24 protein-coding genes and 1 pseudogene are annotated in these 23,421 nt (G+C 59.3%); 10 read left to right on the forward strand and 15 right to left on the reverse strand.

Annotation, left to right across the window (positions count from 1 at the left end):
- Window positions 1-186 precede the first annotated feature (186 nt).
- The gene (locus FGA82_RS29410) at window positions 187-444 is read right to left on the reverse strand and encodes a DUF1652 domain-containing protein (protein ID WP_141129802.1); all 258 of its coding nucleotides are present in this window, start codon (window positions 442-444) and stop codon (window positions 187-189) included.
- Between the two features lie 137 nt (window positions 445-581).
- Window positions 582-2,078 (reverse strand): helix-turn-helix transcriptional regulator, encoded by a 1,497-nt coding sequence (locus tag FGA82_RS29415; RefSeq protein WP_141129803.1) that lies wholly within the window; start codon window positions 2,076-2,078, stop codon window positions 582-584.
- Window positions 2,079-2,274: 196 nt separating this feature from the next.
- Here FGA82_RS29415 and FGA82_RS29420 point away from each other — a divergent pair, with 196 nt between their 5' ends.
- Window positions 2,275-2,466, forward strand: coding sequence for a hypothetical protein (locus tag FGA82_RS29420; RefSeq protein ID WP_141129804.1), 192 nt, complete (start codon window positions 2,275-2,277; stop codon window positions 2,464-2,466).
- A 187-nt stretch (window positions 2,467-2,653) separates the two neighbouring features.
- On the opposite strand, the gene FGA82_RS29425 is transcribed toward FGA82_RS29420, so the two are convergent.
- Window positions 2,654-3,100: an NUDIX hydrolase gene (locus tag FGA82_RS29425; protein WP_141129805.1), complete on the reverse strand. Its 447-nt coding sequence runs from the start codon at window positions 3,098-3,100 to the stop codon at window positions 2,654-2,656.
- Window positions 3,101-3,537: 437 nt separating this feature from the next.
- On the opposite strand from FGA82_RS29425, the gene FGA82_RS29435 reads away from it, so the two are divergent.
- The gene (locus FGA82_RS29435) at window positions 3,538-3,969 is read left to right on the forward strand and encodes a nuclear transport factor 2 family protein (RefSeq protein ID WP_141129806.1); all 432 of its coding nucleotides are present in this window, start codon (window positions 3,538-3,540) and stop codon (window positions 3,967-3,969) included.
- Between the two features lie 164 nt (window positions 3,970-4,133).
- Here FGA82_RS29435 and mqo read toward each other — a convergent pair whose 3' ends face one another.
- Window positions 4,134-5,780 (reverse strand): malate dehydrogenase (quinone), encoded by a 1,647-nt coding sequence (gene mqo, locus FGA82_RS29440; protein WP_141129807.1) that lies wholly within the window; start codon window positions 5,778-5,780, stop codon window positions 4,134-4,136.
- A 470-nt stretch (window positions 5,781-6,250) separates the two neighbouring features.
- Here mqo and FGA82_RS29445 point away from each other — a divergent pair, with 470 nt between their 5' ends.
- The gene (locus tag FGA82_RS29445) at window positions 6,251-6,682 is read left to right on the forward strand and encodes a nuclear transport factor 2 family protein (protein ID WP_141129808.1); all 432 of its coding nucleotides are present in this window, start codon (window positions 6,251-6,253) and stop codon (window positions 6,680-6,682) included.
- Between the two features lie 174 nt (window positions 6,683-6,856).
- On the opposite strand, the gene FGA82_RS33035 is transcribed toward FGA82_RS29445, so the two are convergent.
- A complete protein-coding gene (locus tag FGA82_RS33035; RefSeq protein ID WP_371857731.1) occupies window positions 6,857-7,720 on the reverse strand; it encodes a methyl-accepting chemotaxis protein in 864 nt (287 codons plus the stop codon).
- Window positions 7,715-8,491, reverse strand: a pseudogene (locus FGA82_RS33040) (MCP four helix bundle domain-containing protein); the annotation flags it as partial. The gene FGA82_RS33035 and the pseudogene FGA82_RS33040, both read right to left, overlap by 6 nt.
- Before the next feature lie 223 nt (window positions 8,492-8,714).
- On the opposite strand from FGA82_RS33040, the gene sodC reads away from it, so the two are divergent.
- The 3 genes from sodC (at window position 8,715) to FGA82_RS29465 (ending at window position 10,193) form a co-directional block, all read left to right on the forward strand.
- Window positions 8,715-9,236 carry a superoxide dismutase family protein gene (gene sodC / locus FGA82_RS29455; protein ID WP_141129810.1) on the forward strand — a complete coding sequence of 174 codons (522 nt, stop codon included), beginning with the start codon at window positions 8,715-8,717 and terminating at the stop codon, window positions 9,234-9,236.
- Between the two features lie 160 nt (window positions 9,237-9,396).
- Window positions 9,397-9,711: a DUF2388 domain-containing protein gene (locus tag FGA82_RS29460; RefSeq protein ID WP_141129811.1), complete on the forward strand. Its 315-nt coding sequence runs from the start codon at window positions 9,397-9,399 to the stop codon at window positions 9,709-9,711.
- An 80-nt stretch (window positions 9,712-9,791) separates the two neighbouring features.
- Window positions 9,792-10,193, forward strand: a complete 402-nt coding sequence (locus tag FGA82_RS29465) for a hypothetical protein (RefSeq protein ID WP_171057387.1) — start codon at window positions 9,792-9,794, stop codon at window positions 10,191-10,193.
- Here FGA82_RS29465 and ligD read toward each other — a convergent pair whose 3' ends face one another.
- The 4 genes from ligD to FGA82_RS29485 all read right to left on the reverse strand — a co-directional run bounded on the left by ligD (window position 10,194) and on the right by FGA82_RS29485 (window position 16,216).
- Window positions 10,194-12,785: a DNA ligase D gene (ligD, locus tag FGA82_RS29470; protein ID WP_141129813.1), complete on the reverse strand. Its 2,592-nt coding sequence runs from the start codon at window positions 12,783-12,785 to the stop codon at window positions 10,194-10,196.
- A 17-nt stretch (window positions 12,786-12,802) separates the two neighbouring features.
- The gene (locus tag FGA82_RS29475) at window positions 12,803-13,756 is read right to left on the reverse strand and encodes a methyltransferase (protein WP_141129814.1); all 954 of its coding nucleotides are present in this window, start codon (window positions 13,754-13,756) and stop codon (window positions 12,803-12,805) included.
- 11 nt (window positions 13,757-13,767) lie between these two features.
- The gene (locus FGA82_RS29480; protein ID WP_141129815.1) at window positions 13,768-15,144 is read right to left on the reverse strand and encodes an iron-containing redox enzyme family protein; all 1,377 of its coding nucleotides are present in this window, start codon (window positions 15,142-15,144) and stop codon (window positions 13,768-13,770) included.
- Between the two features lie 301 nt (window positions 15,145-15,445).
- Entirely contained in the window at window positions 15,446-16,216 is a 771-nt protein-coding gene (locus tag FGA82_RS29485; RefSeq protein WP_141129816.1) for a tellurite resistance TerB family protein, read from the reverse strand.
- A 259-nt stretch (window positions 16,217-16,475) separates the two neighbouring features.
- Between FGA82_RS29485 and pcsA the strand changes: the two genes are divergently transcribed.
- Window positions 16,476-17,198, forward strand: a complete 723-nt coding sequence (gene pcsA, locus FGA82_RS29490) for a phosphatidylcholine synthase (RefSeq protein ID WP_141129817.1) — start codon at window positions 16,476-16,478, stop codon at window positions 17,196-17,198.
- 146 nt (window positions 17,199-17,344) lie between these two features.
- Here the strand turns inward: pcsA and FGA82_RS29495 are convergent, their stop codons facing one another.
- Together FGA82_RS29495 and FGA82_RS29500 are read right to left on the reverse strand one after the other, a co-directional pair.
- Window positions 17,345-18,157, reverse strand: a complete 813-nt coding sequence (locus FGA82_RS29495) for a class I SAM-dependent methyltransferase (protein ID WP_141129818.1) — start codon at window positions 18,155-18,157, stop codon at window positions 17,345-17,347.
- Window positions 18,158-18,189: 32 nt separating this feature from the next.
- The gene (locus FGA82_RS29500) at window positions 18,190-18,462 is read right to left on the reverse strand and encodes a DUF4242 domain-containing protein (RefSeq protein WP_141129819.1); all 273 of its coding nucleotides are present in this window, start codon (window positions 18,460-18,462) and stop codon (window positions 18,190-18,192) included.
- A gap of 225 nt (window positions 18,463-18,687) precedes the next feature.
- On the opposite strand from FGA82_RS29500, the gene FGA82_RS29505 reads away from it, so the two are divergent.
- The gene (locus FGA82_RS29505; RefSeq protein WP_141129820.1) at window positions 18,688-19,149 is read left to right on the forward strand and encodes a GNAT family N-acetyltransferase; all 462 of its coding nucleotides are present in this window, start codon (window positions 18,688-18,690) and stop codon (window positions 19,147-19,149) included.
- A 17-nt stretch (window positions 19,150-19,166) separates the two neighbouring features.
- On the opposite strand, the gene FGA82_RS29510 is transcribed toward FGA82_RS29505, so the two are convergent.
- Genes FGA82_RS29510 through FGA82_RS29520 form a run of 3 tightly spaced genes read right to left on the reverse strand, consistent with a single transcriptional unit; the run spans window position 19,167 to window position 21,004 of the window.
- A complete protein-coding gene (locus FGA82_RS29510) occupies window positions 19,167-20,378 on the reverse strand; it encodes a cytochrome c biogenesis protein DipZ (RefSeq protein WP_141129821.1) in 1,212 nt (403 codons plus the stop codon).
- 36 nt (window positions 20,379-20,414) lie between these two features.
- Window positions 20,415-20,711 carry a hypothetical protein gene (locus tag FGA82_RS29515; RefSeq protein WP_141129822.1) on the reverse strand — a complete coding sequence of 99 codons (297 nt, stop codon included), beginning with the start codon at window positions 20,709-20,711 and terminating at the stop codon, window positions 20,415-20,417.
- A 29-nt stretch (window positions 20,712-20,740) separates the two neighbouring features.
- Complete coding sequence (locus FGA82_RS29520) at window positions 20,741-21,004, reverse strand: DUF2790 domain-containing protein (protein ID WP_123593946.1); 264 nt, start codon at window positions 21,002-21,004, stop codon at window positions 20,741-20,743.
- Between the two features lie 297 nt (window positions 21,005-21,301).
- On the opposite strand from FGA82_RS29520, the gene FGA82_RS29525 reads away from it, so the two are divergent.
- Both FGA82_RS29525 and FGA82_RS29530 read left to right on the forward strand, forming a co-directional pair.
- The gene (locus FGA82_RS29525) at window positions 21,302-22,042 is read left to right on the forward strand and encodes a response regulator (protein ID WP_141129823.1); all 741 of its coding nucleotides are present in this window, start codon (window positions 21,302-21,304) and stop codon (window positions 22,040-22,042) included.
- A complete protein-coding gene (locus FGA82_RS29530; protein WP_141129824.1) occupies window positions 22,039-23,346 on the forward strand; it encodes an ATP-binding protein in 1,308 nt (435 codons plus the stop codon). Before FGA82_RS29525 ends, FGA82_RS29530 begins: the two co-directional genes overlap by 4 nt.
- Window positions 23,347-23,421 lie beyond the last annotated feature (75 nt).

Below are 23,421 nucleotides of genomic sequence, written 5' to 3' on the forward strand. Positions count from 1 at the left end.
CCGCACGCAGGAGCAAGCCTTTTTGGTTACTTTTTCGGCGCCTGGAAAAAGTGACCCGCTGTAAGAGCGGAACCGCCAGCCGCAGCATCCGAAGAACCGAATATACACCCAACCCCCAAGAGCATGGTCGGCCCAAAGGCCGCCAAGCCCAAACACAAACACAAACACAAACACAAACACAAAGCCCTAAGCCAAATCCGGATCCCGAGAAGAACGCAAAGAATTGCTCTCAAGCTCATACCGCAACTCTTCAACCAACGCCTCAACCGACTCAGGCGTACGCAACGCATCAAGCTTCAACCCACTGATCACCAGATCAACCTGACCCGACACCGGGTGATAAAGCTTCACGGTCAGCGAATGATCACCATCCACCAGACACTCACACGCCAGCGGCGAAAAACTGCGCTCCAGCTGCGCGCGCAACTGCGCAAGATTCATCATTGCGGTTGTTCCTTTAGCCACTTCGAAGGGACGCGACCACAAACCTCAAAAGGCTTGCACCGCACCCCACCAGACTAAGAACAGCCGCCGCCCGCCAACACCTCAAATTGCACCAGACCCACTAGTGCATTTGCACCCTATCGCTGACCCTTGCCAACCGATTCCCCAGAAAACAACCCACGCTCCCGCGCCCAGACAATCGCCTCACTGCGACTGTGCACATCCAGCTTGGAATACACCGTGGCCACATGGTTACGCACCGTGTTCGGTGCCAGTTTCAGCCGCGCCGCGATCTCTTTGTCCGCCAGCCCTTCACAGATCAATCCCAGTACATCACGTTCCCGCGCCGTCAGATCGGTAAACGAAACGCTAGGCAGTTGCGGCGAATTGACCTTCTTCACATTGGCCAGTTTTTCGATCAGCGTCCGACTGAACCACGAAGCATCTTTCATCACTTCCTCAATCGCCGCCACCAGCTCAAGCTCGGTGCGTTTGCGCTCGGTGATGTCCATCAACACCAGCAAATAACACGGTGTGTCCTGAATATTCACGGTATCGGCGGACAGCGCACATTCGAGCAGATCCGCATCCTTCCTGCGCACCCGCACATCCACCCGATCGACTCGCCCGTTTTTCGCCAACGCAGCCAGCAACCGCGTGCGCGCACCGCTGTCATCAATGAAATCCAGCTGTGTCACGGTTTTGCCGAGCACGTCTTCGCTGTCATAGGCCAGGGTTTCGAGGAACGCCTGATTGACGTCAATCACCTGCTGCTCGTCGGCACTGCAGATCAGGATCGGCACCGGCGTCAGGCGAAACGCCTTGGCAAAACGCTCCTCGCTCTGGCGCAGCGCCACCTCGGCCTTGTGGCGCAACTCCATGTCGACAAAGGAAAACAGCATGCAATCCTCATCGTTGAGCGTCAGCGGCTGCCCGGCAACAATCACTTGCTTGCTGCTGCCATCGGGCAGGCGCAGCTCGGCCTGCATCTGCGGAATGGTCGCGACGTCGCGCAGACGCTGAATCGCCAGATCTTTTTTCTCGGCCTGCTCAAAGATGTCGATCTCATAGGCCGAAGTGCCAATCACCTGCTCGCGGGTATAGCCGGTCATCTCCAGAAAACCGGGATTGACCTTGATGTAGCGCAGATCGCTGAGACGGCAGATCACCGCTGGCGCAGGGTTGGCGTTAAACGTCCTTTCGAAACGCTGCTCGGCGTTGGCCCAGTCAGTGACGTCGCTCATGATCAGCACCAGCGACTCCGGCTGCCCCTCGCGATCCGTGAGAATCATGCTGCGCACGCTGTGCACCCAGATGCGCTCCGGATCGTCGGTGGGCGATACTTCAATCAGCACGTCATTGAAACTCTCACAGCGCGCTACGCGGCTGATGGGGTAGTTTTCAGCGGTGATCGAGTGATTGTTGCGATAGCGCAGGTTGAACTTTTTGGCGTATTCGTCGGCATTGTGGCCCAGATCGGTAATGCGCTTGACACCGTGCATGGCCAGCGCGGCTTCGTTGGCCCAGAGAATGCTCTGATCCAGCTCCAGCAGAATCACCCCGTCGGACAGCCCGGCGATGATCTGCTGCAACTGGCGGCGGTTGGTTTCGGTGGTCAGGACTTCCTGGCTCATTGGATCTCCACAAGTGATACGCCCATGTGAAGATTACGACCGCAGCGGCCCGTGATCGTGCCGACCAAGTCCAAACCTGCGCAGTGCCTGCACAGCACGTATGCATTCGCGCGCCACGGCTTTGTCGACTAAGGTTAAACCCTCATCGGATTGAGCCCCTGCCAGCTTCACCGGGCTTTTGATCAAGGAGAGACTGATGACGTCGCGTCGCAACATTGAACAGACCTACCGCGCCTGGTCCAGCCCGATTCTGCTGGAGCTGAAAAAGCGCGCACACCAAATGGCGCCGATCGAGCGTCAGGCGCTTGAGAACATTCTGCTGGAAAGAAGATTGCTGGACATGGGCAATCCAGACGGCATCGAACGTCGCCGAAATAGCGCTGACTGACAATTCGCGATCGCGGGCAGGCTCGCTCCCACAGGGTTTGCGGCCGATCACAAAATGTGTGTTCACCCTCAATCATTGTGGGCGCGAGCCTGCTCGCGAAGAGGCCAGTACAGACACCGTCATAACGTGGGCCGCGATTGCCAATTTCACCCCGGCGGCCCGATGAACCTGGTTTTTTCGCCGGTTCTCAAACCAGCAATCCGGCATTCTTCAGTAGATCGGACAAGCCTTTGGGCACCAACGGCGCCTGCTCGCTGAAGCTTGAGATGGCATGCCAGCGCGCGATGAAGGGAGCTCCGTTGCTTTCATGACCCTCGATCTGCGAGTGCGCGTAAACGCCCCGGTCGACAAACGTCGCGTCATACACCTGAACGATTTCATGACCCGGTTTGCCGTTGTAGACGAAGAGGCTTTCGAGTGTGCCGAGCAGGCGCACGTCAGTCATGGACAGGCCTGACTCCTCCTGCACTTCGCGCACGATCGCTTCGGCGCTGGTCTCGCCAAATTCAATACCGCCGCCAATAGGCCGAAAGCAGGTTTGCTGGCTGACCGGGTCACGAAACTCGTTGACCAGAATTTTGCCATTGTGATGAAAAACGCAAAGTGCGAGGGCACGGATCCGCTGTTCGGCCATGGGTGACGTCCATTTCGAGGTTTGAAGGCGCGGCATTTAAACACGATTCGCGCGCAACACCCCCCGACATCATCCGGTGGCCGGATCTCAGACCGGAGAAATCGTCGCGAGCAAGCCAATCAGAATGGTCAGTGTCAGAAAGCCACCCAGGAAAATCGCCATTTTGTTCATGTTGCTCTCCTCAATGCCGGGTTTGCGGTGCACTGAACGCTTCGGAATGAAGAACTGTCGAGAGTGACCGCACTGCCGGGGCATTTTGAGCGTTCAGCTGCGCCGGTAACAGCGTCAGATAAGACGAAAAAATACGGATCAGATGCGCATCTGATCTGCACTGGCCATGGGCCGACATTCAGGTCGACACACAAGGGTTTCCTTTCACTGTGATTGATCTAGAGTCATGGCGGTCGCCACAAGACCAACAACATCGCGGAGTGCACATGACTGACCTGAACCTGCAAGCCAACGTCGCCGAATCCCTGAAGCAATGGCACGAAATGATCCGCACGGGCAACTTGAGCGGGCTGCCCTCATTGCTTGGTCCGCAAGCCGTGTTCCGCTCGCCGATGGCGCACACGCCTTACCCGGGTGCGCCGGTAGTGTCGATGATCCTCAATACCGTGTTTGAGGTATTTGAAGACTTCACCTACCACCGCGAACTGGCGACTGCCGATGGCTTGAATGTGATTCTGGAGTTCAGCGCCAAGGTGGGTTCGAAGGAGCTGAAAGGCATCGATATGATTCGCTTTGACGAGAGCGGCAAGATTGTCGAGTTCGAGGTGATGGTGCGGCCACTCAGCGGTCTGCAAGCCTTGGGCGAAGAGATGGGCCGGCGCCTCGGCGCTTATCTGACATCAGCCAAATCCCTGTAGGAGCTGCCGCAGGCTGCGATCTGTTGATCTTGATCCTTCAAAAGCAAGATCAAGATCAAAAGATCGCAGCCTCGTTTCACTCGACAGCTCCTACAAAACTGTCTGCCACAAAAAAGCCCACTGACCGTCGCCGGTTCAGTGGGCTTTGTGTGTCAGGCGTCTGGTTACAGCGCCATGTCACGTGCCGCGTTTTCTTTCGGAGCTTCAGCTTTTTCAGCGGCAGGTGCAGCCGGAGCAGCAGCCTGACCGATCACTGGAGGTGTCGGCAGTTCGAGGATCTTGGCGGTGTACGCCCACTCTGCAGCCACTTTGGCTGGATCGCTGTTCAACTGAGTGCCGTAGCTTGGAACGATCTGGTGCAGCTTGGTTTGCCACTCAGGCGTTGCGACTTTGTCTTTGAAGACTTTCTGCAGCACGCTCAGCATGATCGGGGCAGCGGTCGACGCGCCTGGCGATGCGCCCAGCAGGCCGGCAATGGAGCCATCTTGTGCAGCAACGATCTCGGTGCCCAGTTTCAGCACGCCGCCAGCGGCTTCATCACGCTTGATGATTTGCACGCGTTGGCCGGCTTGCCACAGGCGCCAGTCTTCGGCTTTGGCGTTCGGGAAGTATTCCTTCAGCGCGTTCATGCGGTCTTCATCCGACAGCATCAGTTGGCCAGCCAGGTACTCGACCAGCGGGTATTCCTTGATGCCGACCTTGGTCATAGGCCAGATGTTGTGGGTGGTGGTGCTGGTCAGCAGGTCCAGGTACGAGCCTTCTTTCAGGAACTTGGTGCTGAAGGTCGCGAATGGGCCAAACAGAATGACGCGCTTGCCGTCCAGGACACGGGTGTCCAGGTGCGGAACGGACATCGGTGGTGCGCCAACCGACGCTTTACCGTAGGCCTTGGCCAGGTGCTGTTCAGCGATGGCCGGGTTATCGGTCACCAGGAACGAGCCGCCTACCGGGAAGCCAGCGTATTCCTTGGCTTCAGGAATGCCCGACTTCTGCAGCAGGTGCAGTGCACCGCCGCCCGCGCCGATGAACACAAACTTGGCGTCGGTTTCGGTTTTAGTGCCGTCTTTCAGGTTTTTGTAGCTGACGCGCCAAGTGCCATCGGCATTCTTGGTGATGTCCTGCACTTCGCTCGACAGTTTCAGATCGAAGTTAGGCTTGGTCTGCAGGTGGGCAGCGAACTGGCGGGTGATTTCGCCGAAGTTCATGTCGGTACCCAGCGGGCTCCAGGTGGCCGCGATTTTCTGGTTCGGGTCACGCCCTTCCATCATCAGCGGGACCCACTTCTTGATCACAGCCGGGTCTTCAGAGTACTGCATGCCGGCGAACAGCGGGCTCGCTTGCAGGGCTTCGTAGCGCTTTTTCAGGAACTTGATGTTGTCATCGCCCCACACGAAGCTCATGTGCGGAGTGGTGTTGATGAACGAGCGAGGGTTCTTCAGAACGCCTTGCTGAACCTGCCAGGCCCAGAACTGACGGGAGACCTGGAACGCTTCGTTGATCTCGACGGCTTTCGGGATCGTCACGTTGCCTTTGTCGTCTTCCGGGGTGTAGTTCAGCTCAGCGAGCGCCGAGTGACCGGTACCGGCGTTGTTCCAGCCGTTGGAGCTTTCGAGGGCGACGCCGTCAAGGCGCTCGACCATTTCCATCGACCAGCTTGGCTCCAGCTCATTGATCCACACACCGAGGGTGGTGCTCATGATGCCGCCGCCGATCAGCAGAACGTCGACTTTCTTTGCTTCGTCAGCATTGGCGGATGTCATCCCCATCGCCAAAGCCAGACCCAGCAGGGCTGTGTTCACTTTTTTAAACATCTGTTGCACCTATGATAAAACGCCTTCCGCCCGCCGCTGTTATCTGTATGCGATCCGCTTTGATGACGCTCAGGCTAGCGTCTGGGATTGCGGCACACTTCAATTTTGACGGGTGGGCACACAAGGCCGACATGCTGCATCGACCTCAGTTAATGTCCCTTCTGAACTGACTTCTTATCATTATTGGCTCAGCTACTTGAGCGACAGGGATTCCGTCGGCCCGCCCAAAGGCAAGCAAACTGAATAAGGTCAAACCAAGTTGGCGCGAAGAATATCACGTCAGGGCAAACCCGCGCGTCTGTTCCCGACTTGAGAGTCTTTTTCCGCTCTGGACGGTATCGGCCGATGAAGGCTGAACATGACCCCGACGATCAGCACTTTGAAGCAGTGCCTTATCTGAAGATTATCTGCTAGGTTGTACGATGACTGATGAATCGGTCATCCCTCATAACAACAAGGAAATAACGTTCATGACCAAGACCCGACTCCTGATCGGTTTTCTCTGTGCCTTCAACGGCTACGCCATGGCCGCGTCTACCACCGCGGAAAAAGATGTCGCCCAAGCGGTAGACCATCTGACCCAAGCGATGCTGCACAAGGACATCGCCGAACTGAACGCGCTCACCGCACCCAACCTGACCTACGGCCATTCCAGTGGCAAGATTCAGGACAAGAAGGAATTCATCGCTGACATCGAAACCGGCAAAAGCGCTTTCAAGACCCTCGAGATGCAGAAGCAGACCATCACCCTCTCAGGCGATACCGCGCTGGTGCGCCACCACTTTTCCGCGCAGGCGTTGAAAGGGACCGAGGTGGTGCCGACGGAGATCGAGAACTTTCAGATCTGGCAGAAGCAGGACGGCAAGTGGTTGTTGGTGGGGCGGCAGGCGTTCAAGTTTTGATTGTGTGAATTTATCCAGCATTAGTGTTGGTTGAACAGACCTCTTCGCGAGCAAGCTCGCTCCCACAGTGTTCGGTGGCGCAGCGAATATTGCATTTACACCACGAAACCTGTGGGAGCGAGCTTGCTCGCGAAAGCGGCAGCCCGGCCAGCACAAATACGACGGATTTCACCACTACAGCCGAAACCGATCCACCGACTGCGCCAACTGCCCCGCCAGACTCGACAACTCGTCAGTAGTATTCGCCGTTTGCCCGATCACCCGGCTATTACCCTCGGACATCCCGGCAATCATTTCCACCTGATGGGCGATCTCATTACTGGCCTGGCTCTGCTCGCCAATCGTGCGGGTGATGTCGTTGACCAGTTGCGTCGTGCTCAACGTCGCCTCAAGGATTTCGCGAATAGCGCGTTCGACATCCGCCGTCACCGCCATGCCCTTGTCGACCTGCGCGACGCCCGCCTCCATGCTGCTGACCGCCTCGCGGGTACTGTGCTGAATGCGCGCGACCATCGCGGCGATTTCCTGGGTTGAGGCACTGGTGCGTGCCGCCAGACTGCGCACCTCGTCAGCCACCACGGCAAAGCCCCGGCCCTGCTCGCCGGCGCGTGCCGCTTCAATGGCGGCATTGAGCGCCAGCAGGTTGGTCTGGTCGGCGATGCTCTTGATCACCTGAATGATGTTGAAAATGGCTTCGGATTCCTGATCCAGCGTGCGGATCACCTGTGCCGACTGTTGCGCTGATCGGGCAATATCGTCCATGTCGCTGACCACTTGATGAATCACTCCGCCCCCCTCCTTGGCCAGGGTCTCGGCCTGACTGGCCATGCTCAGGGCACGTTCGGCGTGGCGGGTGATTTCCTCGATGCTCGCGGTCATCTGGCTGGCGGCGGCGGCCATGGTGCCCGCAGCGACGCTTTGTTGCTGGCTGCTATCGGCGACCTGATGGCAGCCGTGGCTGAGTTGTTCGCTCATGCCACTGACGCCATGAGCGTTGCGCCGCACTACATCGATCATGTTGCGCAAGTCGCGCTGCATGGTCGCTAAAGTGCGAATCAGGACACTGGCTTCGTCCTTGCCGGACGGCTCGGCGATTGGCTCGCTGAGATTGCCGTGGGCGATGCTTTCGGCGATTCGACTGGCGGTCTTCAACGGCCCCATGATGCTCAGAATGACCCAGCGACCCTGTATCAAAAGCAGCACAAGACTGGCGATCAAAACCACGCCGAGCGCGACGTTGGCATTGCGGATGGCTGACTCGGTGCCTGCGCTGGTCTGCCGTGTATTGGACTCGATCAACTCGCTCAACGCGGCCATTTGCTCTTCAAGCTGACCAAACGCCGTGTTGAAGGTGCCCAGTTCCTGTTGAGCGGCATCGGGATTGTCCAGCGCCAACCCGACGATCCGTTCGCCCGCGTTGATGTAGGTATCGAGGCTCGGCTTGATCTGCTCCAGCGCGGTGCGCAAAGTCGGGTTGATCGGTAACTTGAGGTTGTCTTCAAGCACCTCACGAAAATGCCCGGCATGCTCGTTGATCGAATCGCGCACCTCGCTCGCCGTGCTGGTGCTTTTGCCCAGCCCGACCAGCATCGCCGAGTAGACATCGGCGCGCAGGGCGTCGTGCATCATGTCGGCTTCCATGTGGTTGCGCAGCGCGCTCATGCTGACTGCGTTGTCGCTGACCGCTGAGGCCATCCGTTGGTTGCCGACGTAGCTGACCAGACTCACGATCAACGCCGTCAGCAGACTTGTCACAATCAGCAACACTAAACGCAGTTTGATCGACACCGGTTTTTCCTCCTTGGCCACGCCCGTAAGCGCTTGTCAGCCTTCAGTTAAGCCTATTTGCGCAGGTCTGCCGCGCCAGAGCGTGTCAGCAGGTGTCGACATGCTGGCTAACGGCAGCAAAACTTTCCGATTGCGCGACAAGTCTCACTTTGCAACGCAGGCGGATGCGCCTTCATCGCCGGTTAATGCCGGCAGGCTATTGAGTTCGTCGCTCTGAACATTCGTACAGCAAAAGGAAACGCCTATGAAACGCGCATTATGGTTGGGTTTGCTCGGCACCTTCGCCATCGGTACCGCGCAGGCGGCGACGGAAGAAGTCGCCATCAATCTGGTCAGCGCCGACGGTGCGCCGCAGGCGATCGGCTCAGTCACCATCAGTGAAACCGCCTATGGCCTGTTGTTCACGCCCGATCTGAAATCCCTGCCGGCCGGCGTGCACGGTTTCCACGTGCATGAAAACGGTAGCTGCGACGCCGGCATGAAGGACGGCGTGAAAGGCGCGGCACTGGCCGCAGGCGGGCATTTCGATCCGCAAAAAACCGGCAAGCACCTCGGCCCTTACGCCGACGGTCATTTGGGTGATCTTCCGGCGGTTTACGTGACCGCTGACGGCATTGCCAATTACCCGGTATTGGCGCCGCGCCTGAAAAGGATCTCCGAGATCAAAGGCCACGCGCTGATGATCCACGCCGGCGGCGACAACCACGCCGACATGCCCAAGCCACTGGGCGGTGGCGGTGATCGCATGGCCTGCGGGGTGATCTGAGCCGTCGCAGTCTGCCGGCCGGGCAACCCGCAATGGCGTTGCCCGCGTCCGTTTTGCAATAACGCAGACTTTGCTGCGCCACGGAACTCCCACGCACCGAGCCCCTCTCACATTATGTAGTCCTTCCCTTTTTGCTTCGCGCTTGTGGAGGAACACCGTCATGCGCAAGTTAGTGCTCGTTTCTTCTTTACTCCTATGCCTGCCCGTTGGTTCCGCTCTGGCCAAAGTCGATGCCGGAGATGTCGCCACCTCGGCCGGTGTCTCCGCGTCGCTGTACTCGACCTTCAAGGATCACAAAATGGTGATTCCAGCCCGTGACGACTTGTCTGCATTTGTCGCCAGTGGCGGGGCCATTCGTGGGGTTTATCTTGAGTCGGTGCTGCAACAGGTTCGCCAGGACAATCCTGGCATCAACGCCAGCGATGAAGATCTGGCCAACGCGATTCTGGTGCATTACGAAGGCCTGAATCAGTAGCCATCACGGAAAAAGCAGCCGATGGATGGCCGCTGAAGGCGCATAGGCAAAACCGTCTGACGGCCTCTATGATGGAGGCCATGACGACTACTGCGCCTTTGCGCTCCCCTTGCCCGCCCGGCGCCTGCAATTGCGGGCGCGATCCGTTGCTGGAAAACCCCGCCGCGGATTTGCGCATTCTGCGTTTGACCCGTGAAGAAGAGAAACGCCTGCTCGCTCGCCTCGAAACCCTCAAAGATTTGAATGACCTCAAACATCTGCAACAGCGAATGTTCGAGCAACTGGGGATTCGCGTCGACGTCGCCCCCGGTTTCAACGAAGTGCGCACAATGCGCGGCATTGCCATTCAGATCGATGAGTTACCGGGACTTTGTCGCAAGACCCGCGCTGCCATCCCGGCCGCCATTCGTCGCGGACTGGAAAATCAGCCCAAAATCGCCTTCGAACTGCTCAACGCCCACGACTTGCTGCGCGACACCTGATTACCTTTTCAGACCGACCCGTTTGCGCATCTCGGCCGTGATGCTCTGGCGGGTTTTCTTCATATCAGCCCAGGGTTCGTCGCCGACTTCTGCCAAACGCTGATGAACGTTGTGCACGTTCCACTGATTGCCGCCCTTGATCTCGGCAACCTCTTCCCGAAACAACGGCACCGATACTGGCAGACCTTCGCGGGTGCGCGCCGCATAAGCGCAAATGGTGGTGGCGCCTAGACCGTTGCGCAGGTAATCGATAAAGATCCGCCCGACGCGGTTTTTCGGTCCCGATACCGCAGAAAACCGATCAGGCAACAGCTTGGCGATATGACTGACGATGGCGTGGCTGAAATCCTTTACTTCATCCCAACCAAGTTTACGGGTCAGCGGCACCACCAAGTGAATACCCTTGCCACCACTGGTTTTCAGGAAAGCCTTCAACCCCAATTCATCGAGCACGGTCAATGTCAGCGCCGTCGCTTCGACCATGCTTTTCCACGGCAACGCTGGATCCGGGTCGAGGTCGAGGACGAAGCGGTCAGGCTTGTCCAGATCGACGGTGGTGGCGTTCCAGGTGTGCAGTTCGACGGTGCTCATCTGCACCGCGCCGATCAGCGCTTCAGCGTTGTTGATCAGCATCACCGGTTGTCCGGTGACGTCCTTGTCCAGCGTGGTGATGCCGGGAATCGCCAGGCGTTCGGCGTTTTTCTGGAAGAACAACTCGCCGGCGATGCCGTCCGGGGCGCGTACAAGCGCCACCGGCCGATCCTTGAGTTGCGGCAGGATCCATTCGGCGACGCTGGCGTAATACTCGGCCAGTTGCATCTTGGTGGTGCCGCTGACCGCGTCGATCACCCGGTCCGGGTGAGTGATGCGCACCTTGCCGTTGGCCAGTCCGAGCTGAGACGGCGCGGTTTCAGCGTTGCTCGCCGGGGCCTTTTTCGGCGGTTTCTTCGCCGGCGTTTTCTTCTCTGCAGTCTTCACCGGTTTCGCTCGCTCCTCAGTGATGTCCTTGGCTGGCTTGTCGTCGCGCAAGCCATGGAACACAGCGTGGCGTACCGAACCGTCCTTGGTCATTTCGGCAAATGCGACTTCTGCCAGCAGTTTCGGCTTGAGCCAGTGCACGCCTTTGACCTCAAAGCCGCTGGGTGGATTGATCACCGCTGGCTTCTTCACCTGCAAGGGCTTGAGTTGGGCCAGAATGCTTTTCAACGTCGACTCGTTGAAACCGGTGCCGACCTTGCCGGCATAGCGCAATTCACCGCTGTCGCGATCGTGCAGCCCCAACAGCAATGCGCCGAAGGCACTGCGCGAACCCTTCGGGTCGGTGTAGCCGACGACCACGAATTCCTGGCGGTGTTTGCATTTGAGTTTGATCCAGTCGCCGCTGCGCCGCGATACATAGGGAGAGCCAAGGCGTTTGCCGATCAGGCCTTCCATCTGCATCTGGCAGGCGCTGTTGAGCAGGGCGTCCGGGGTTTCATCGAAGGCTTCGGAGAAGCGCAGCAACGGTTGTTCATGGCTGCCGAGCACCGTTGACAACGCTGCACGTCTCTCTTCGACCGGGACTTCACGCAAGTCGACGCCATTGAGATAAGGCAGGTCGAACAGGTAGTAGAGAATGTTGCCGCTGCGTCCGGCTTCGAAAGCATTTTGCAGGGCCTGAAAGTCCGGCACGCCGTGTTCGTTGGCGACGACCATTTCACCGTCCAGCCATGCGGATTCCAGCCCCAGCGCGGCCAGTGCTTTGGCTTGTTGCGGCAACTTGTGCGTCCAGTCATGTCCGTTGCGGGTGAACAGCTGCACCTGATCGTGATCAATACGCGCCATGATCCGGTAGCCGTCGAATTTGATCTCGTAGCTCCACTGCCCGTCGGGCGCGCTGTCGACCAGCGTGGCCAGTTCCGGCTTGAGTTGCGTTGGCAGTTTAGCCTTGTGCGCGCCAGTGAGTTTGCCGGTCGCTTGCTTGCGCGCTTTGGCCGGGGCCTTTTTCGTCGGTTTGCTTTGCTCCGCGGCCAGCTTGGGCTTGGTAACCAGCGTGCGCTCGCTCAACACGCTGTCCGGCTCGGCTACCAGCACATCGTAATCATCTTGCGGGCGAGCAGCGCTGTCCTGATGCTTGATCAGAAACCAGTTCTCCTTCTTGCCCGGCATGTGCGTGCGCACCAGATTCCAGATGCCGCCGAGTTTCTCGCCCTGCAACTCGAACTTGAGCTTGCCTTTGGCGTAGGCCTTGTGCGGATCTTCCAGCGGAATCCACACGCCACGATCCCAGACGATCACATCCCCAGCGCCGTAATGCCCTTCAGGAATGCTGCCCTCAAACGTCGCATAATCCAGCGGATGATCCTCGACATGCACCGCCAGCCGCTTGACCTTGGGGTCGAGCGATGGCCCTTTCGGCACCGCCCAACTCTTCAAGGCGCCATCGAGCTCCAGGCGAAAGTCGTAATGCAGGTGCGAAGCGTCGTGCTTCTGGATGCAGAACTGCAACGCGTGATCCGTGGCGGTTTTACGCCCGGAGCGCTTGACGGCGGCCGGCTCCGAGGTCGCTGAAAAATCGCGCATGCGGTTGTAGTCATCGAGGTTCCTGTTCATCGTCCACCTGCCTTGTTTCATCCCATTCGGGTCACGGTCAGCGCCACCACTGCAATGCGGTCAACCCGTTGATAGCCGGGGTTGAGCAGCTCCTCGCCGAAGACATCCGGATCGAGTTCGCGGTACGTCCAGCCAAAGCGCTTTTCATCCAGCCGTGGCAGCACGGTGTCAAGAAACGGGTCGCGGCCATCGACCATCGCCACCCCGGTGTAGAGCAATAACGAGCCGCCGGGTGCCAGCCGATTCAGTGCCTGTTCGACGATGCGCAGTGAAAGCCCTGCCCCCAGCGTCCCGCCACCGTGGCGATAGGCGCGCTCTGCCGGATCGGCCATGTACGGCGGGTTGGCGACGATCAGGTCAAATTCACCGTCGACACCCTGCAACAGATCACTGGCGCGCGCTTCAACGTTAGCGACCTCTGCCAGTGCCGCATTGATCGCGGTCAGACGCAGTGCCGCAGGGTTGATGTCCAGCGCCAGGACTTGCGCCTCGCGACGGGCGCGGCCGATCAGAATCGCACCGACGCCAGCCCCACAGCCGATATCTATTGCGCGATGGATGGGCGCGAAATTTTGCTGCAGGTGAGCGTGGATCAGTTGCGCAAAGCGGTAGGTGTCGGGGCCGAAAAAAACCGCGTCGGCCGCCTCGGTGGGGAACGCCGAATGCACGAAGAGCAAATCATCCAGACTTGACCAGCGCACCCGACTCTTCAGGTGACCTTCGTACGCGTCAATGATCTGAGCGTCTTGCAGTTGCCGCTGTTCATCGGCCGACAACAACCCCGGCGCAAATGGACGCGACCAGCCGAACACATCGCGCAAAGAATCGGCCATCTGGCCCTCATCACGCTGGTTGACCCGTTGATGGGTCAACGGCGTCGGGGTGACGAACCGATATCCGTCTGCCAACAAGCGCCGGCCGAGGTGCAGCAGCACGAGGTCGTTGGGGCAGAGTTGTTCTTCCTGATTCATCGGCGGTGTCCTTAAGGCAAGCGGGATTTGAGTTCGATAAAACGCCGCGTGGCGAGCAGTCCGGCGGGGTGTGCATGACGGGCCGGGGCGAGCCAGGGGATCAGAATTGCCATCTGCGCCAAGCCGTCCTGACCTTGCAGCGCAGCGTTGAGTGCCTGTACGTCGGGATCCTGTTCAAGACCGTCGATGGGCGCTGCGGTTTGACTGTGCCGTCGAGCGGGTTTCGTCTTATCCGAAGACGTCCAGTCACCAGAAATCCAGTCGTGCACCAATTGTTTTTCGTAGGCATTGAACACGCCAAACATCGCCGCACCATCGCCCGCGATCAGTTGCCAAAAGCGACTGGCCTGTGGGTCTTCGTGGCGTTTGATCCAGCCTTTGTTCTGCAGCGCCTGAAGAAAGCCGGGCAATTGTTCCGGTGCAGCCAGCCACTGATTGACGGTCTGCCCTTCGAAACGGCAGTAATCGGAGTGCATGTGCTGGGCGAACGGACACTTGCGCTCGAGCATCGCCAGCAACTCCCGCTCAAGGTCGAAACCTTCGATGATCGCGCGACTGCCCTGCCCCAGGTCGTTGAGCCGATAACCGAGGGCTACCCGACGCAGAAATTCGCCGCGATCGGCCTCAAGCGGCAACAGATCGAGCGCTGCCTGCACGGCCTTTTGCGCATGGCCAGTGCTGGCGTTGTCGATGGTCACATGCAGGGTGAAATAGTACGGATCGATGCCCAGTTCGCTGAGTTCGTAACTGCTGATCAACAGGTGTAACGGCAGTTGTTCATAGCCGAGGTTGTAGCCGATCACTTCGGGCAAATAATCAGCGCCACATACGCCGAGGGCCAGTTGTATCGCACCTTGCAGGTAGCGCTCATCGGCTATCGCGCTGCTGTCCTGCAAGTCGTGTTCGGCGAGCAGTTTGCGGTAAATCACCACGTGATTTTGCGCCGGATTGCCCTCGCCCAGTTCTTCCAGAAAGGTGCGCAGCAGGCCTTGGAAACGCGGGTCCTGCCAGCGCGGTAACACGCCAGAAAGCCAGGCGCCGTCGACCAGCTTGGTCGGTGCCACCGCTTGCAGAAAATACAGTGCCTGCGCTTTGCCACGGAAAAATTGCCGAGACCCACCGGCCTTGCGTTGCTGCAGATAGTCGGCGTACTGCCGGGCTACATCGGCGCAATGTTCGGCTACCCACGAGTGCCACGTCGTCGGGTCTTCAGGCAGAGCATCGGTGAGTGGCGCGGCGTGTTGCAATTGCTCCTGCAAAAACGCCCGCGCAAGGTCTTGGGGATTGTCATCGCGCAACAATCCCTCATAGACCTGCCGGATGTTCCCGGCAGCATTCATAAGATGCGGTTGTGCAGGCGCAGCTTGCAGGTGTGTCAGGACAGTCATGGCAAAATTCTCGGTCGATTGGCAGGGCGCTGTTCCACACGCCTCTACAGCAGCAGAGAGCCAGCGCCTGCGAAAAATTCAATCGACGTGAAAATTGCCCGGACGGACGGCCGTCTGCGCGATCCTCGCACACACTTAATTCCTCTGTAGGAGCTGCCGAAGGCTCGGGCCGCGACCGGACGATCTTTTGATTTTGATTTTAAAAAACAAGATCAAAAGATCGCAGCCTTCGGCAGCTCCTACATGGAATGATGTACACCCTGTAGGAGCTGCCGAAGGCTGCGATCTTCTGATTTTGCTTTCAGGCCTGACCTTTGGCCTGCTGTTCCAGATGCACCTGCAAATCCGGGTCGATCTGCAACGCGGCTGCCAGTTCATCCAGATAACTGCGCTCGGCGTCCTGCTGGTCATCCACCAGCAGGACGCTGGCCAGGTACATTTCGGCGGCGACGGCCGGATCCCCATTGGCCGACTGCGCCACTTCTGCGGGATCCAGCGGCTTGGCGACTTCGGCGTCGAGCCATTGCTGCAACTGCGGATCATCGGTGTGTTTGCCGATTTCGCTGCTGATCAGGTGTTTCTCGGATTCATCGATACGCCCGTCAGCCTTGGCCGCGGCAATCAAGGCGCGCAGCACCGCATGGCTGTGTTCTTCAATTTCCGGGCCGGCCAGGAGGTTAGCCGTTTGCGGCGTTTGTGACGGTGCCGAACTGGCCTGGCTGCGTTGCCAGGCCTGATACGCCTGGAACGCCATCATCCCTAGCGACGCCAGCGCCGCATAATTGGTCCCGCCGGAGCGGCTTTGTGTGCCGCCACCGCCACCCAGTGCCCCTCCCAAGGCGCCGCCAAGACCACCACCGGCACCGCCGCCGAGCAAACCACCGAGCAAGCCGCCCAAGCCGCCAAGTCCACCGGCAGATCCGCCGCCGCTGGCCGCGCCCGAGCCGCCACCGAGCAGTCCGCCCAGCAACCCGCCTAAACCACCCAAACCAGCGCCGGCAGACGCTGAAGATTGTTGTCCCACCGAGGCCTGGCCTCGCAGCAGTTGTTCAAGCAAATCGCTGGTGTTCATGACGTCATCCTCAAGCATTGGCAGTGACTGCGTCTGGCAACGATAGCCCCCTCAAGCCATAGCGCCAGCACCGTTTGGCTGACACTCAAGGGTCTGGCGGATTTCGCCCGCGTATTTTTTCGCCGGCCAGCTAAGATTGATCAATGGTGAACCTTATCCCGGCCAGACCGGTCGATAGCTGCAACCCCGACCCGGTTTGCCGGCGCCCTTGCACCCAAGGGTGATACCCGGCTTGCTTCACTTTCTGGAGAACGCCCCCGTGATATCGACCGTACACATCGCCAGGCTCAAAGCATGGGGCGCCCATGGTTTTACCGCGACTGGCGTGGTCACCGCTTTTCTGGCCACCCTCGCCCTGCTGGAAAACCAGCCGACCCACTGCCTCATGTGGCTGGGCGTGGCGTTGATTGTCGACGGCCTCGACGGCGCGCTGGCGCGCAAGGTCAACGTGCAATCGGTGCTGCCGAGCTTCGACGGTTCGATCCTTGATCTGGTGATCGATTACCTGACGTATGTATTCATTCCGGCACTGTTCATCTATCGCTACATTCCATTGCCCGACTACACCTTGCTGCTGACCGTGTCGCTGATCCTGGTGTCGTCGCTGTTCTGCTTCTGCAACGTCAATATGAAGAGCAAGGACAACTACTTCGTCGGGTTTCCGGCGGCGTGGAATGTGGTCGCGCTGTGCCTGTACATCATTGGGCCGGGGCCGTGGGTTACTTTCCTGACGGTGATCGGTCTGGCGTTGCTGACGGTGACACGGATGAAATTCCTGCACCCGTTCCGTGTGCGTCGGTTCATGCCGATCAACATTGCGGTGACGGCGATCTGGCTGCTGTGCAGTTTGTCGCTGGTGCTGAATCACCCGGTGATCAATCCGTTGGTGATGGGTTTGTGGTTGCTGATGTCGGCGTACTTTTTGGGGATCTGCATCTGGCGCACGGCGCTGGAGTGGTTTGATCGGCCGCAGGTGAAATAAGCTCCAGAACCCAACACAAATCCATTGTAGGAGTGAGCCTGCTCGCGATAGCGGTCTGTCAGTTGAATATTTTTGACTGAAAGACCGCTATCGCGAGCAGGCTCACTCCTACAGGGATCGCAATAGATTCGAAAACCGTGTGTGACTCAGCGTTTAGTGATCACCACCTCCAGATATTCACTCGGCACCACCAGCGAACTCTCCCCCGCCCGATTCAAACGATTGAGCAAATCCGCCAGATCATTTTCCAGCGCCTGTCCGCTCTCCGGCGGCAGTGCCGCGAAGGCCTTGTGCACCGGCCCGTACCAATGGCGGAAAATGTCGATGAAGTGCGCGGCCGAGCGATAGCGAAAATTGAACTCGCGCCGCGTCACACGCAGCAGAAAATCGCGGTCATCGAAATGCTTGTGCAGCCACGCATCAGAGCCCCAATTCGACGGCGGTTGTGCACCGGCAGGTGGTGGCAAATGCCGGCCGAGGGTCTTGAACATCTGGCCAACGAAACCTTCCGGCGTCCAGTTGGCCAGACCGATCCGCCCGCCACGGCGACAAACCCGGCCCAGTTCAGCAGCGGCCTTGTCCTGATCCGGTGCGAACATTACGCCAAAGGTCGACAGCACGGCGTCACAGCTCTCGTCGGCGAACGGCAGCGCTTCGGCATCGGCCACCTGAAACGTCACGTCCAGATGCTCCGCGCGGGCGCGATCCTGGCCACGTTCCAGCAGCGCCGCGACGTAATCGGTGGACGTCACCAGACAACCGCGTCGCGCCGCTGCCAGCGTCGCATTACCGTTTCCGGCAGCGACATCCAGCACCTCTTCATCGCAACGCAGATCGCAGGTTTCGGCGAGGTTTTCGCCGACGATCTGCAACGTCGTGCCAATTACGGCGTAGTCGCCGCTGGCCCAGGCGACTTTCTGGCGTTCTTTCAAGGCAGTCAGATCAATCGGGGTACTCATAAGAGTGAACTCCGCTGCGGTGGGGTCGGTGCTCATTCGGCCGTCGTCGGATCGATGACCGTCACCACACGCGCCACACTGTTGGCCGGAAATCCTCCAAGCCTGGCGTGTTCGCGTACCTGCTCTTCGTCAGGTGCGATGTACACGCAATAGACCTTGTCAGCGGTGACGTAACTCTGCAGCCACTGCACTTGCGGACCGAGATCGCGCAACGCCTGACAAGACGTTTGCGACACGGCTTTGAGCTCTACTTCCGACAGCTTTCCGGCTCCTGGAATCTCGCGTTCAATCACGAACTTCGGCATGGCAACCTCGCGTTCTTTTTATGTGGCAGGGCCGGCAGTGACCCTGCTCACGCACTATCGCGCCGAGGCCGCTCGGCGTCCCTGCCAATCGTCTGGCAACCCTGTAAAACCGAGGGTTTGCCGATGAGCGGTGGAAATCTGTAAAGGGTCTGGAACACCTTGAGGATTGCCAAGGTTGGGGGATTGGTTTCTGATGCGTTCTCGCTTCTGGAACGGACTCGACCGATGTCACTGAAACTCGATTGGCTCGCGCATCACATGAATCACAGCGACCTATTTGCTCAATGGATCCACCAACAATTCCCCTACGAATACGTCGACCACCCGCTGACCGATTGGCAGCGTGAATTTGCTGAGGGCCAAGGCAATGGCGACTGGTCCTGCCTGATCGCCATGGACGGTGAGCATCTGCTCGGCGGCGCCGCGCTGGCACGCGATGACCTCGCCCTGCGCCCTGATCTCGGACCTTGGCTGGCCTGCGTGTTCGTCAGTCCTGAAGCACGCGGGCAAGGGTTGGCGGAGCGTTTGATTGCAGGGATTTGTCAGGAGGCGAAAGACTGCGGCTTTGCGCGCCTGTATCTGCACACACAGAACAAACAGGACTACTACGCCAAGCGCGGCTGGGAGGTCCTGGAGCGTTTTCACGCCTGGGACAACGAACAATGGCTCATGGTCCGCGACCTCTGAGCCATTGATATTGCTGATCAGGCCGCAGGCGCCTTCGCCTCCAGCAGCAACTGCTGGATCATCTGTTCCTGAGCTTCGTAGCGACCTTCGCCGAAGTGGCTGTAACGCACCTGCCCCTTGGCGTCGATCAGGTAATGCGCCGGCCAGTACTGGTTGTCGAAGTTGCGCCAGATCGCATAGTTGTTGTCGATGGCTACCGGGTAGGTAATGCCGAGTTTTTTCACCTGATCCTTGACGTTGTCGATGATCCGCTCGTAACCGTATTCCGGGGTGTGGACGCCGATCACCACGAGGCCGTCTTTTTCGTACTTCTTCGCCCAGTCTTTGACGTACGGCAGGGTGTGCTGGCAGTTGATGCAGTCGTAGGTCCAGAAATCCACCAGCACCACTTTGCCGCGCAGGGCTTCGGCGCTCAGCTCAGGTGAGTTCAGCCATTGCACCGCGCCGGCCAGTGACGGCATCGCGCCTTTGCCCTCCTCCATCGGCGAGTCCGCGCGGACTTTGCTGACAAAGTAGTCGACCGCTTTCGGCACGTTTTCCAGCACGCTTTTTTCGACACTGGCTACCCCCTCAGAGGAGGTGTTCGCCAGCAAGGTTTTATCCAGGCCAGTGGCAATCACCGCTGCCGTCGCCAGTACCGCAACCCCGGCACCACGACGCAACCAACCGGTGAACGGGATCGACGGTTTCAGGCGGTTGACCAGGCCGCGCCCGGTGAAGATCAGCGTGCCCAGCGACAATGCACTGCCGGCGCCGTAAGCCAGCAGCAACAGACTGGTCTGCGCGTTGGCGCCTTGCAGAATGGCACCGGTGAGGATCACGCCGAGAATAGGCCCGGCGCAGGGTGCCCACAGCAGCCCCGTGGCCACGCCGAGCATGATCGAGCCCATCGACCCGGCCTTTTTCCGAGTATCCGGGTCAAGACGATTGCCCAGCATAACAAAGGGACGTGTCAGCCAGTCGCCGATGCGCGCCGAGATCAGCGACAGGGCGAACACGCTCATCACGATCAGTGCGACGTATCGTCCGCTGTTGCTGGCCTGGATCACCCATTCGCTGCTGACGACCGCCAGGCTTGAGATCAGCGCGAAGGTCAAGGCCATGCCGCCGAGGGTCAGCAGTATCGAGGTGCGGCTGCGTTGGGCACCGGCAAACAGGAACGGCACCACCGGCAGAATGCAGGGGCTGAGCACGGTCAGCAGACCGCCGAGGAATGCGATGAGGTACATGGTGAGTCACCCTTGATCAATGAATGTGACGAGCATTCAGACGCTCTGGCTGTCCAGCCAATGGCTTTGCGGCGTACGGCTGGCACCGTTCTCGGCAAACATCTGGCCTTGTGGCGTGCGGCTGGAACCGTCCGCGGCAAACATCTGACCCTGCGGTGTGCGGCTGGAGCCGTCCGCTGCAATCAGGCCGTCGCTGCCCTGCTTGGCCACCGGCGTCAGCTGGAAGCAGGTGCCGCTGTGGCAGCTATGCTGTTCAACCGCAGCGTTGGCGTGGGCGGCGACGCCGGCCAGGGAGAAGGCGATGGCGGTCAAAAAACGCGATACGTTGTTCATGGGTGTTTCCTTCTATAAAGAGTGATGACTCAGTTGTCGTTGTTGCAGCCGTCGGCGAATTTGCTGTAATCGAGCACGCGGGTCTGACCAGCGGAATCGAGGTAAGTCATGCGCGCCTCGACAATCCCGCAAGTCACCGAGTTGTCCTGTTTCAGCGAGATCACTTTCTGGATATCCAGGTGGGTGCCGTAGGTGTAGGTTTGCGCGGTGACAGCGGCTTCGGCACGGGCCGACAGCGTGCAGATGTTCAGGGCGGCAAACAGGCAAGCGGCGATTACGGATTTGTTGTTCATGGCGTTTTCCTCGAGGCTTCAGTGGGTTTGAGCCGAGGCGATCTGTGTGGGCCTCGATGGAGCCTATTTGAGGCTCGCGAGGTATCGCGTCTGTGTCAGGAACAGGCGCGTTTCAATCGCTGTGTATCCCTGCCATCGGGGGATACACAGCGATACAAAACCCTGGAAAATTCGCGTTTTTGCGTTCCCGTGTATCCACCGATGCGGCAGATACACTGCAATACAAAGGCAGGCAGGCGAGCCATTGAAGGCTCTATAGACTGCACGGAATTCCCCTTCTGACTGAGGCTTGAACCGATGGATCATGTCGATCACATTCTCATCGTCGACGACGACCGAGAGATCCGTGAACTGGTGGGCAACTACCTGAAGAAAAACGGCCTGCGCACCACCGTGGTCGCCGATGGCCGGCAGATGCGCAGCTTTCTCGAAGCCAACACCGTCGACCTGATCGTGCTAGACATCATGATGCCCGGCGACGATGGCCTGCAGCTGTGCCGCGAACTGCGCGTGGGCAAACACAAGGCCACGCCGGTGCTGATGCTGACCGCGCGCAACGATGAAACCGACCGCATCATCGGCCTGGAAATGGGCGCCGACGATTACCTGACCAAACCGTTCGCCGCCCGCGAATTGCTCGCGCGGATCAACGCCGTGCTGCGCCGTACGCGAATGCTGCCGCCGAATCTGGTGGTCACCGAGGCCGGTCGTTTGCTGGCTTTCGGGCGTTGGCAACTGGACACCTCGGCCCGTCACCTGCTCGACGAGGACGGCACCATGGTCGCCCTCAGCGGCGCCGAATACCGTTTGCTGCGGGTCTTTCTCGATCACCCGCAACGGGTACTCAGCCGCGATCAACTGCTCAACCTGACCCAGGGCCGCGATGCCGATCTGTTCGACCGTTCGATCGATTTGCTGGTCAGCCGTTTGCGTCAGCGTCTGCTCGATGATGCGCGCGAGCCGGCCTACATCAAGACCGTGCGCAGCGAAGGTTACGTATTCTCGCTGCCGGTCGAGATTCTCGGTGCCCCGGCATGAGCGTCAATCTGCACTGGCCGCGCACCCTCGCCTCGCGCCTGTCGCTGATTTTCCTGATCGGCCTGCTACTCGCTCAGGCGCTGTCGTTCGGCGCGCAGTATTACGAACGTTACCAAAGCGCCAAGAACACCATGCTCGGCAATCTGGAAACCGACGTGTCGACCTCAATTGCGATCCTCGATCGCCTGCCTGCCGAAGAGCGTCCTGCCTGGCTCGAGCGTCTGGCGCGAAAAAATTATGGCTACCTGCTGAGCGAAGGCGAACCGGGCACGCCGATTGAGGCCAGTGATGTGCCGGTGGCTGTCACCTCGATCACCGAAGCCATTGGTGAACGCTATCCGCTGACCTTCACCGACATTCCCGGGCCGAAGAAACACTTTCAGGGCCATCTGCGCCTGAACGACGGCAGCCCGGTGACCATCGACGTGCGCCCCGCCATGGTCCCGTTGTCACCGTGGTTGCCGGCGGTCCTGCTCGGCCAACTGGCACTGATGATCGCCTGCACCTGGCTGGCCGTACGCATTGCGGTCCGCCCGTTGACCCGGCTGGCCGACGCCGTGGAAACCCTAGACCCCAACGCCCACCCGATCAACCTCGACGAAAGCGGCCCGAATGAAGTGGTTTACGCGGCGCGGGCGTTCAACACGATGCAGGCGCGCATCGCTGCCTACCTCAAAGAACGCATGCAACTGCTGGCGGCGATTTCCCATGACCTGCAAACGCCGATCACGCGGATGAAACTGCGCGCCGAGCTCATGGACGATTGCGTCGAGAAAGACAAACTGTGGAATGACCTCAGCGAGATGGAGCATCTGGTGCGCGAAGGCGTGGCCTATGCACGCAGCATCCATGGCTCGACCGAGGAAAGCCGCCGGACCAACATGGATTCCTTTCTCGAAAGCCTGGTGTTCGACTATCAGGACATGGGCAAGCAGGTGCAACTGGTCGGCAAGAGCGCGGCGGTCATCGACACTCGGCCCCATGCCTTGCGCCGTGTTCTGGTGAACCTCACCGACAACGCGCTGAAATTTGCCGGCGCCGCCGAAGTCTGGGTGGAAGCCAACAAAGGCAACCTGGCAATCACCGTCATGGATCGTGGCCCGGGCATCGCCGAAGCCGAACTGGCGCAGGTGCTGCAACCGTTCTATCGCGTGGAAAACTCACGCAATCGCGACACCGGCGGCACCGGCCTGGGATTGGCCATCGCTCAGCAACTGGCCATGGCGTTGGGCGGCTCGCTGACCTTGAGCAATCGCGAGGGTGGCGGGTTGTGTGCGGAACTGAAACTCCCCCTGCACTCCTGATAACAGCGAAACTCCCTGTGGGAGCGAGCTTGCTCGCGAAGGCGTCCTGTCAGCCGATGTTCAGGTTGACTGACA

Origin of the sequence: Pseudomonas fluorescens (genome assembly GCF_005938625.1) — a bacterium.
GTDB lineage: Bacteria > Pseudomonadota > Gammaproteobacteria > Pseudomonadales > Pseudomonadaceae > Aquipseudomonas > Aquipseudomonas fluorescens_BD.

Bases quoted from the DNA above. Each gene is read 5' to 3' on its own strand.
- FGA82_RS29410 (WP_141129802.1), bottom strand. From the start codon at position 444: ATGATGAATCTTGCGCAGTTGCGCGCGCAGCTGGAGCGCAGTTTTTCG.
- FGA82_RS29415 (WP_141129803.1), bottom strand. From the start codon at position 2,078: ATGAGCCAGGAAGTCCTGACCACCGAAACCAACCGCCGCCAGTTGCAG.
- FGA82_RS29420 (WP_141129804.1), top strand. From the start codon at position 2,275: ATGACGTCGCGTCGCAACATTGAACAGACCTACCGCGCCTGGTCCAGC.
- FGA82_RS29425 (WP_141129805.1), bottom strand. From the start codon at position 3,100: ATGGCCGAACAGCGGATCCGTGCCCTCGCACTTTGCGTTTTTCATCAC.
- FGA82_RS29435 (WP_141129806.1), top strand. From the start codon at position 3,538: ATGACTGACCTGAACCTGCAAGCCAACGTCGCCGAATCCCTGAAGCAA.
- mqo (WP_141129807.1), bottom strand. From the start codon at position 5,780: ATGTTTAAAAAAGTGAACACAGCCCTGCTGGGTCTGGCTTTGGCGATG.
- FGA82_RS29445 (WP_141129808.1), top strand. From the start codon at position 6,251: ATGACCAAGACCCGACTCCTGATCGGTTTTCTCTGTGCCTTCAACGGC.
- FGA82_RS33035 (WP_371857731.1), bottom strand. From the start codon at position 7,720: ATGCAGCGCGACTTGCGCAACATGATCGATGTAGTGCGGCGCAACGCT.
- sodC (WP_141129810.1), top strand. From the start codon at position 8,715: ATGAAACGCGCATTATGGTTGGGTTTGCTCGGCACCTTCGCCATCGGT.
- FGA82_RS29460 (WP_141129811.1), top strand. From the start codon at position 9,397: ATGCGCAAGTTAGTGCTCGTTTCTTCTTTACTCCTATGCCTGCCCGTT.
- FGA82_RS29465 (WP_171057387.1), top strand. From the start codon at position 9,792: ATGACGACTACTGCGCCTTTGCGCTCCCCTTGCCCGCCCGGCGCCTGC.
- ligD (WP_141129813.1), bottom strand. From the start codon at position 12,785: ATGAACAGGAACCTCGATGACTACAACCGCATGCGCGATTTTTCAGCG.
- FGA82_RS29475 (WP_141129814.1), bottom strand. From the start codon at position 13,756: ATGAATCAGGAAGAACAACTCTGCCCCAACGACCTCGTGCTGCTGCAC.
- FGA82_RS29480 (WP_141129815.1), bottom strand. From the start codon at position 15,144: ATGACTGTCCTGACACACCTGCAAGCTGCGCCTGCACAACCGCATCTT.
- FGA82_RS29485 (WP_141129816.1), bottom strand. From the start codon at position 16,216: ATGAACACCAGCGATTTGCTTGAACAACTGCTGCGAGGCCAGGCCTCG.
- FGA82_RS29495 (WP_141129818.1), bottom strand. From the start codon at position 18,157: ATGAGTACCCCGATTGATCTGACTGCCTTGAAAGAACGCCAGAAAGTC.
- FGA82_RS29500 (WP_141129819.1), bottom strand. From the start codon at position 18,462: ATGCCGAAGTTCGTGATTGAACGCGAGATTCCAGGAGCCGGAAAGCTG.
- FGA82_RS29505 (WP_141129820.1), top strand. From the start codon at position 18,688: ATGTCACTGAAACTCGATTGGCTCGCGCATCACATGAATCACAGCGAC.
- FGA82_RS29510 (WP_141129821.1), bottom strand. From the start codon at position 20,378: ATGTACCTCATCGCATTCCTCGGCGGTCTGCTGACCGTGCTCAGCCCC.
- FGA82_RS29515 (WP_141129822.1), bottom strand. From the start codon at position 20,711: ATGAACAACGTATCGCGTTTTTTGACCGCCATCGCCTTCTCCCTGGCC.
- FGA82_RS29520 (WP_123593946.1), bottom strand. From the start codon at position 21,004: ATGAACAACAAATCCGTAATCGCCGCTTGCCTGTTTGCCGCCCTGAAC.
- FGA82_RS29525 (WP_141129823.1), top strand. From the start codon at position 21,302: ATGGATCATGTCGATCACATTCTCATCGTCGACGACGACCGAGAGATC.
- FGA82_RS29530 (WP_141129824.1), top strand. From the start codon at position 22,039: ATGAGCGTCAATCTGCACTGGCCGCGCACCCTCGCCTCGCGCCTGTCG.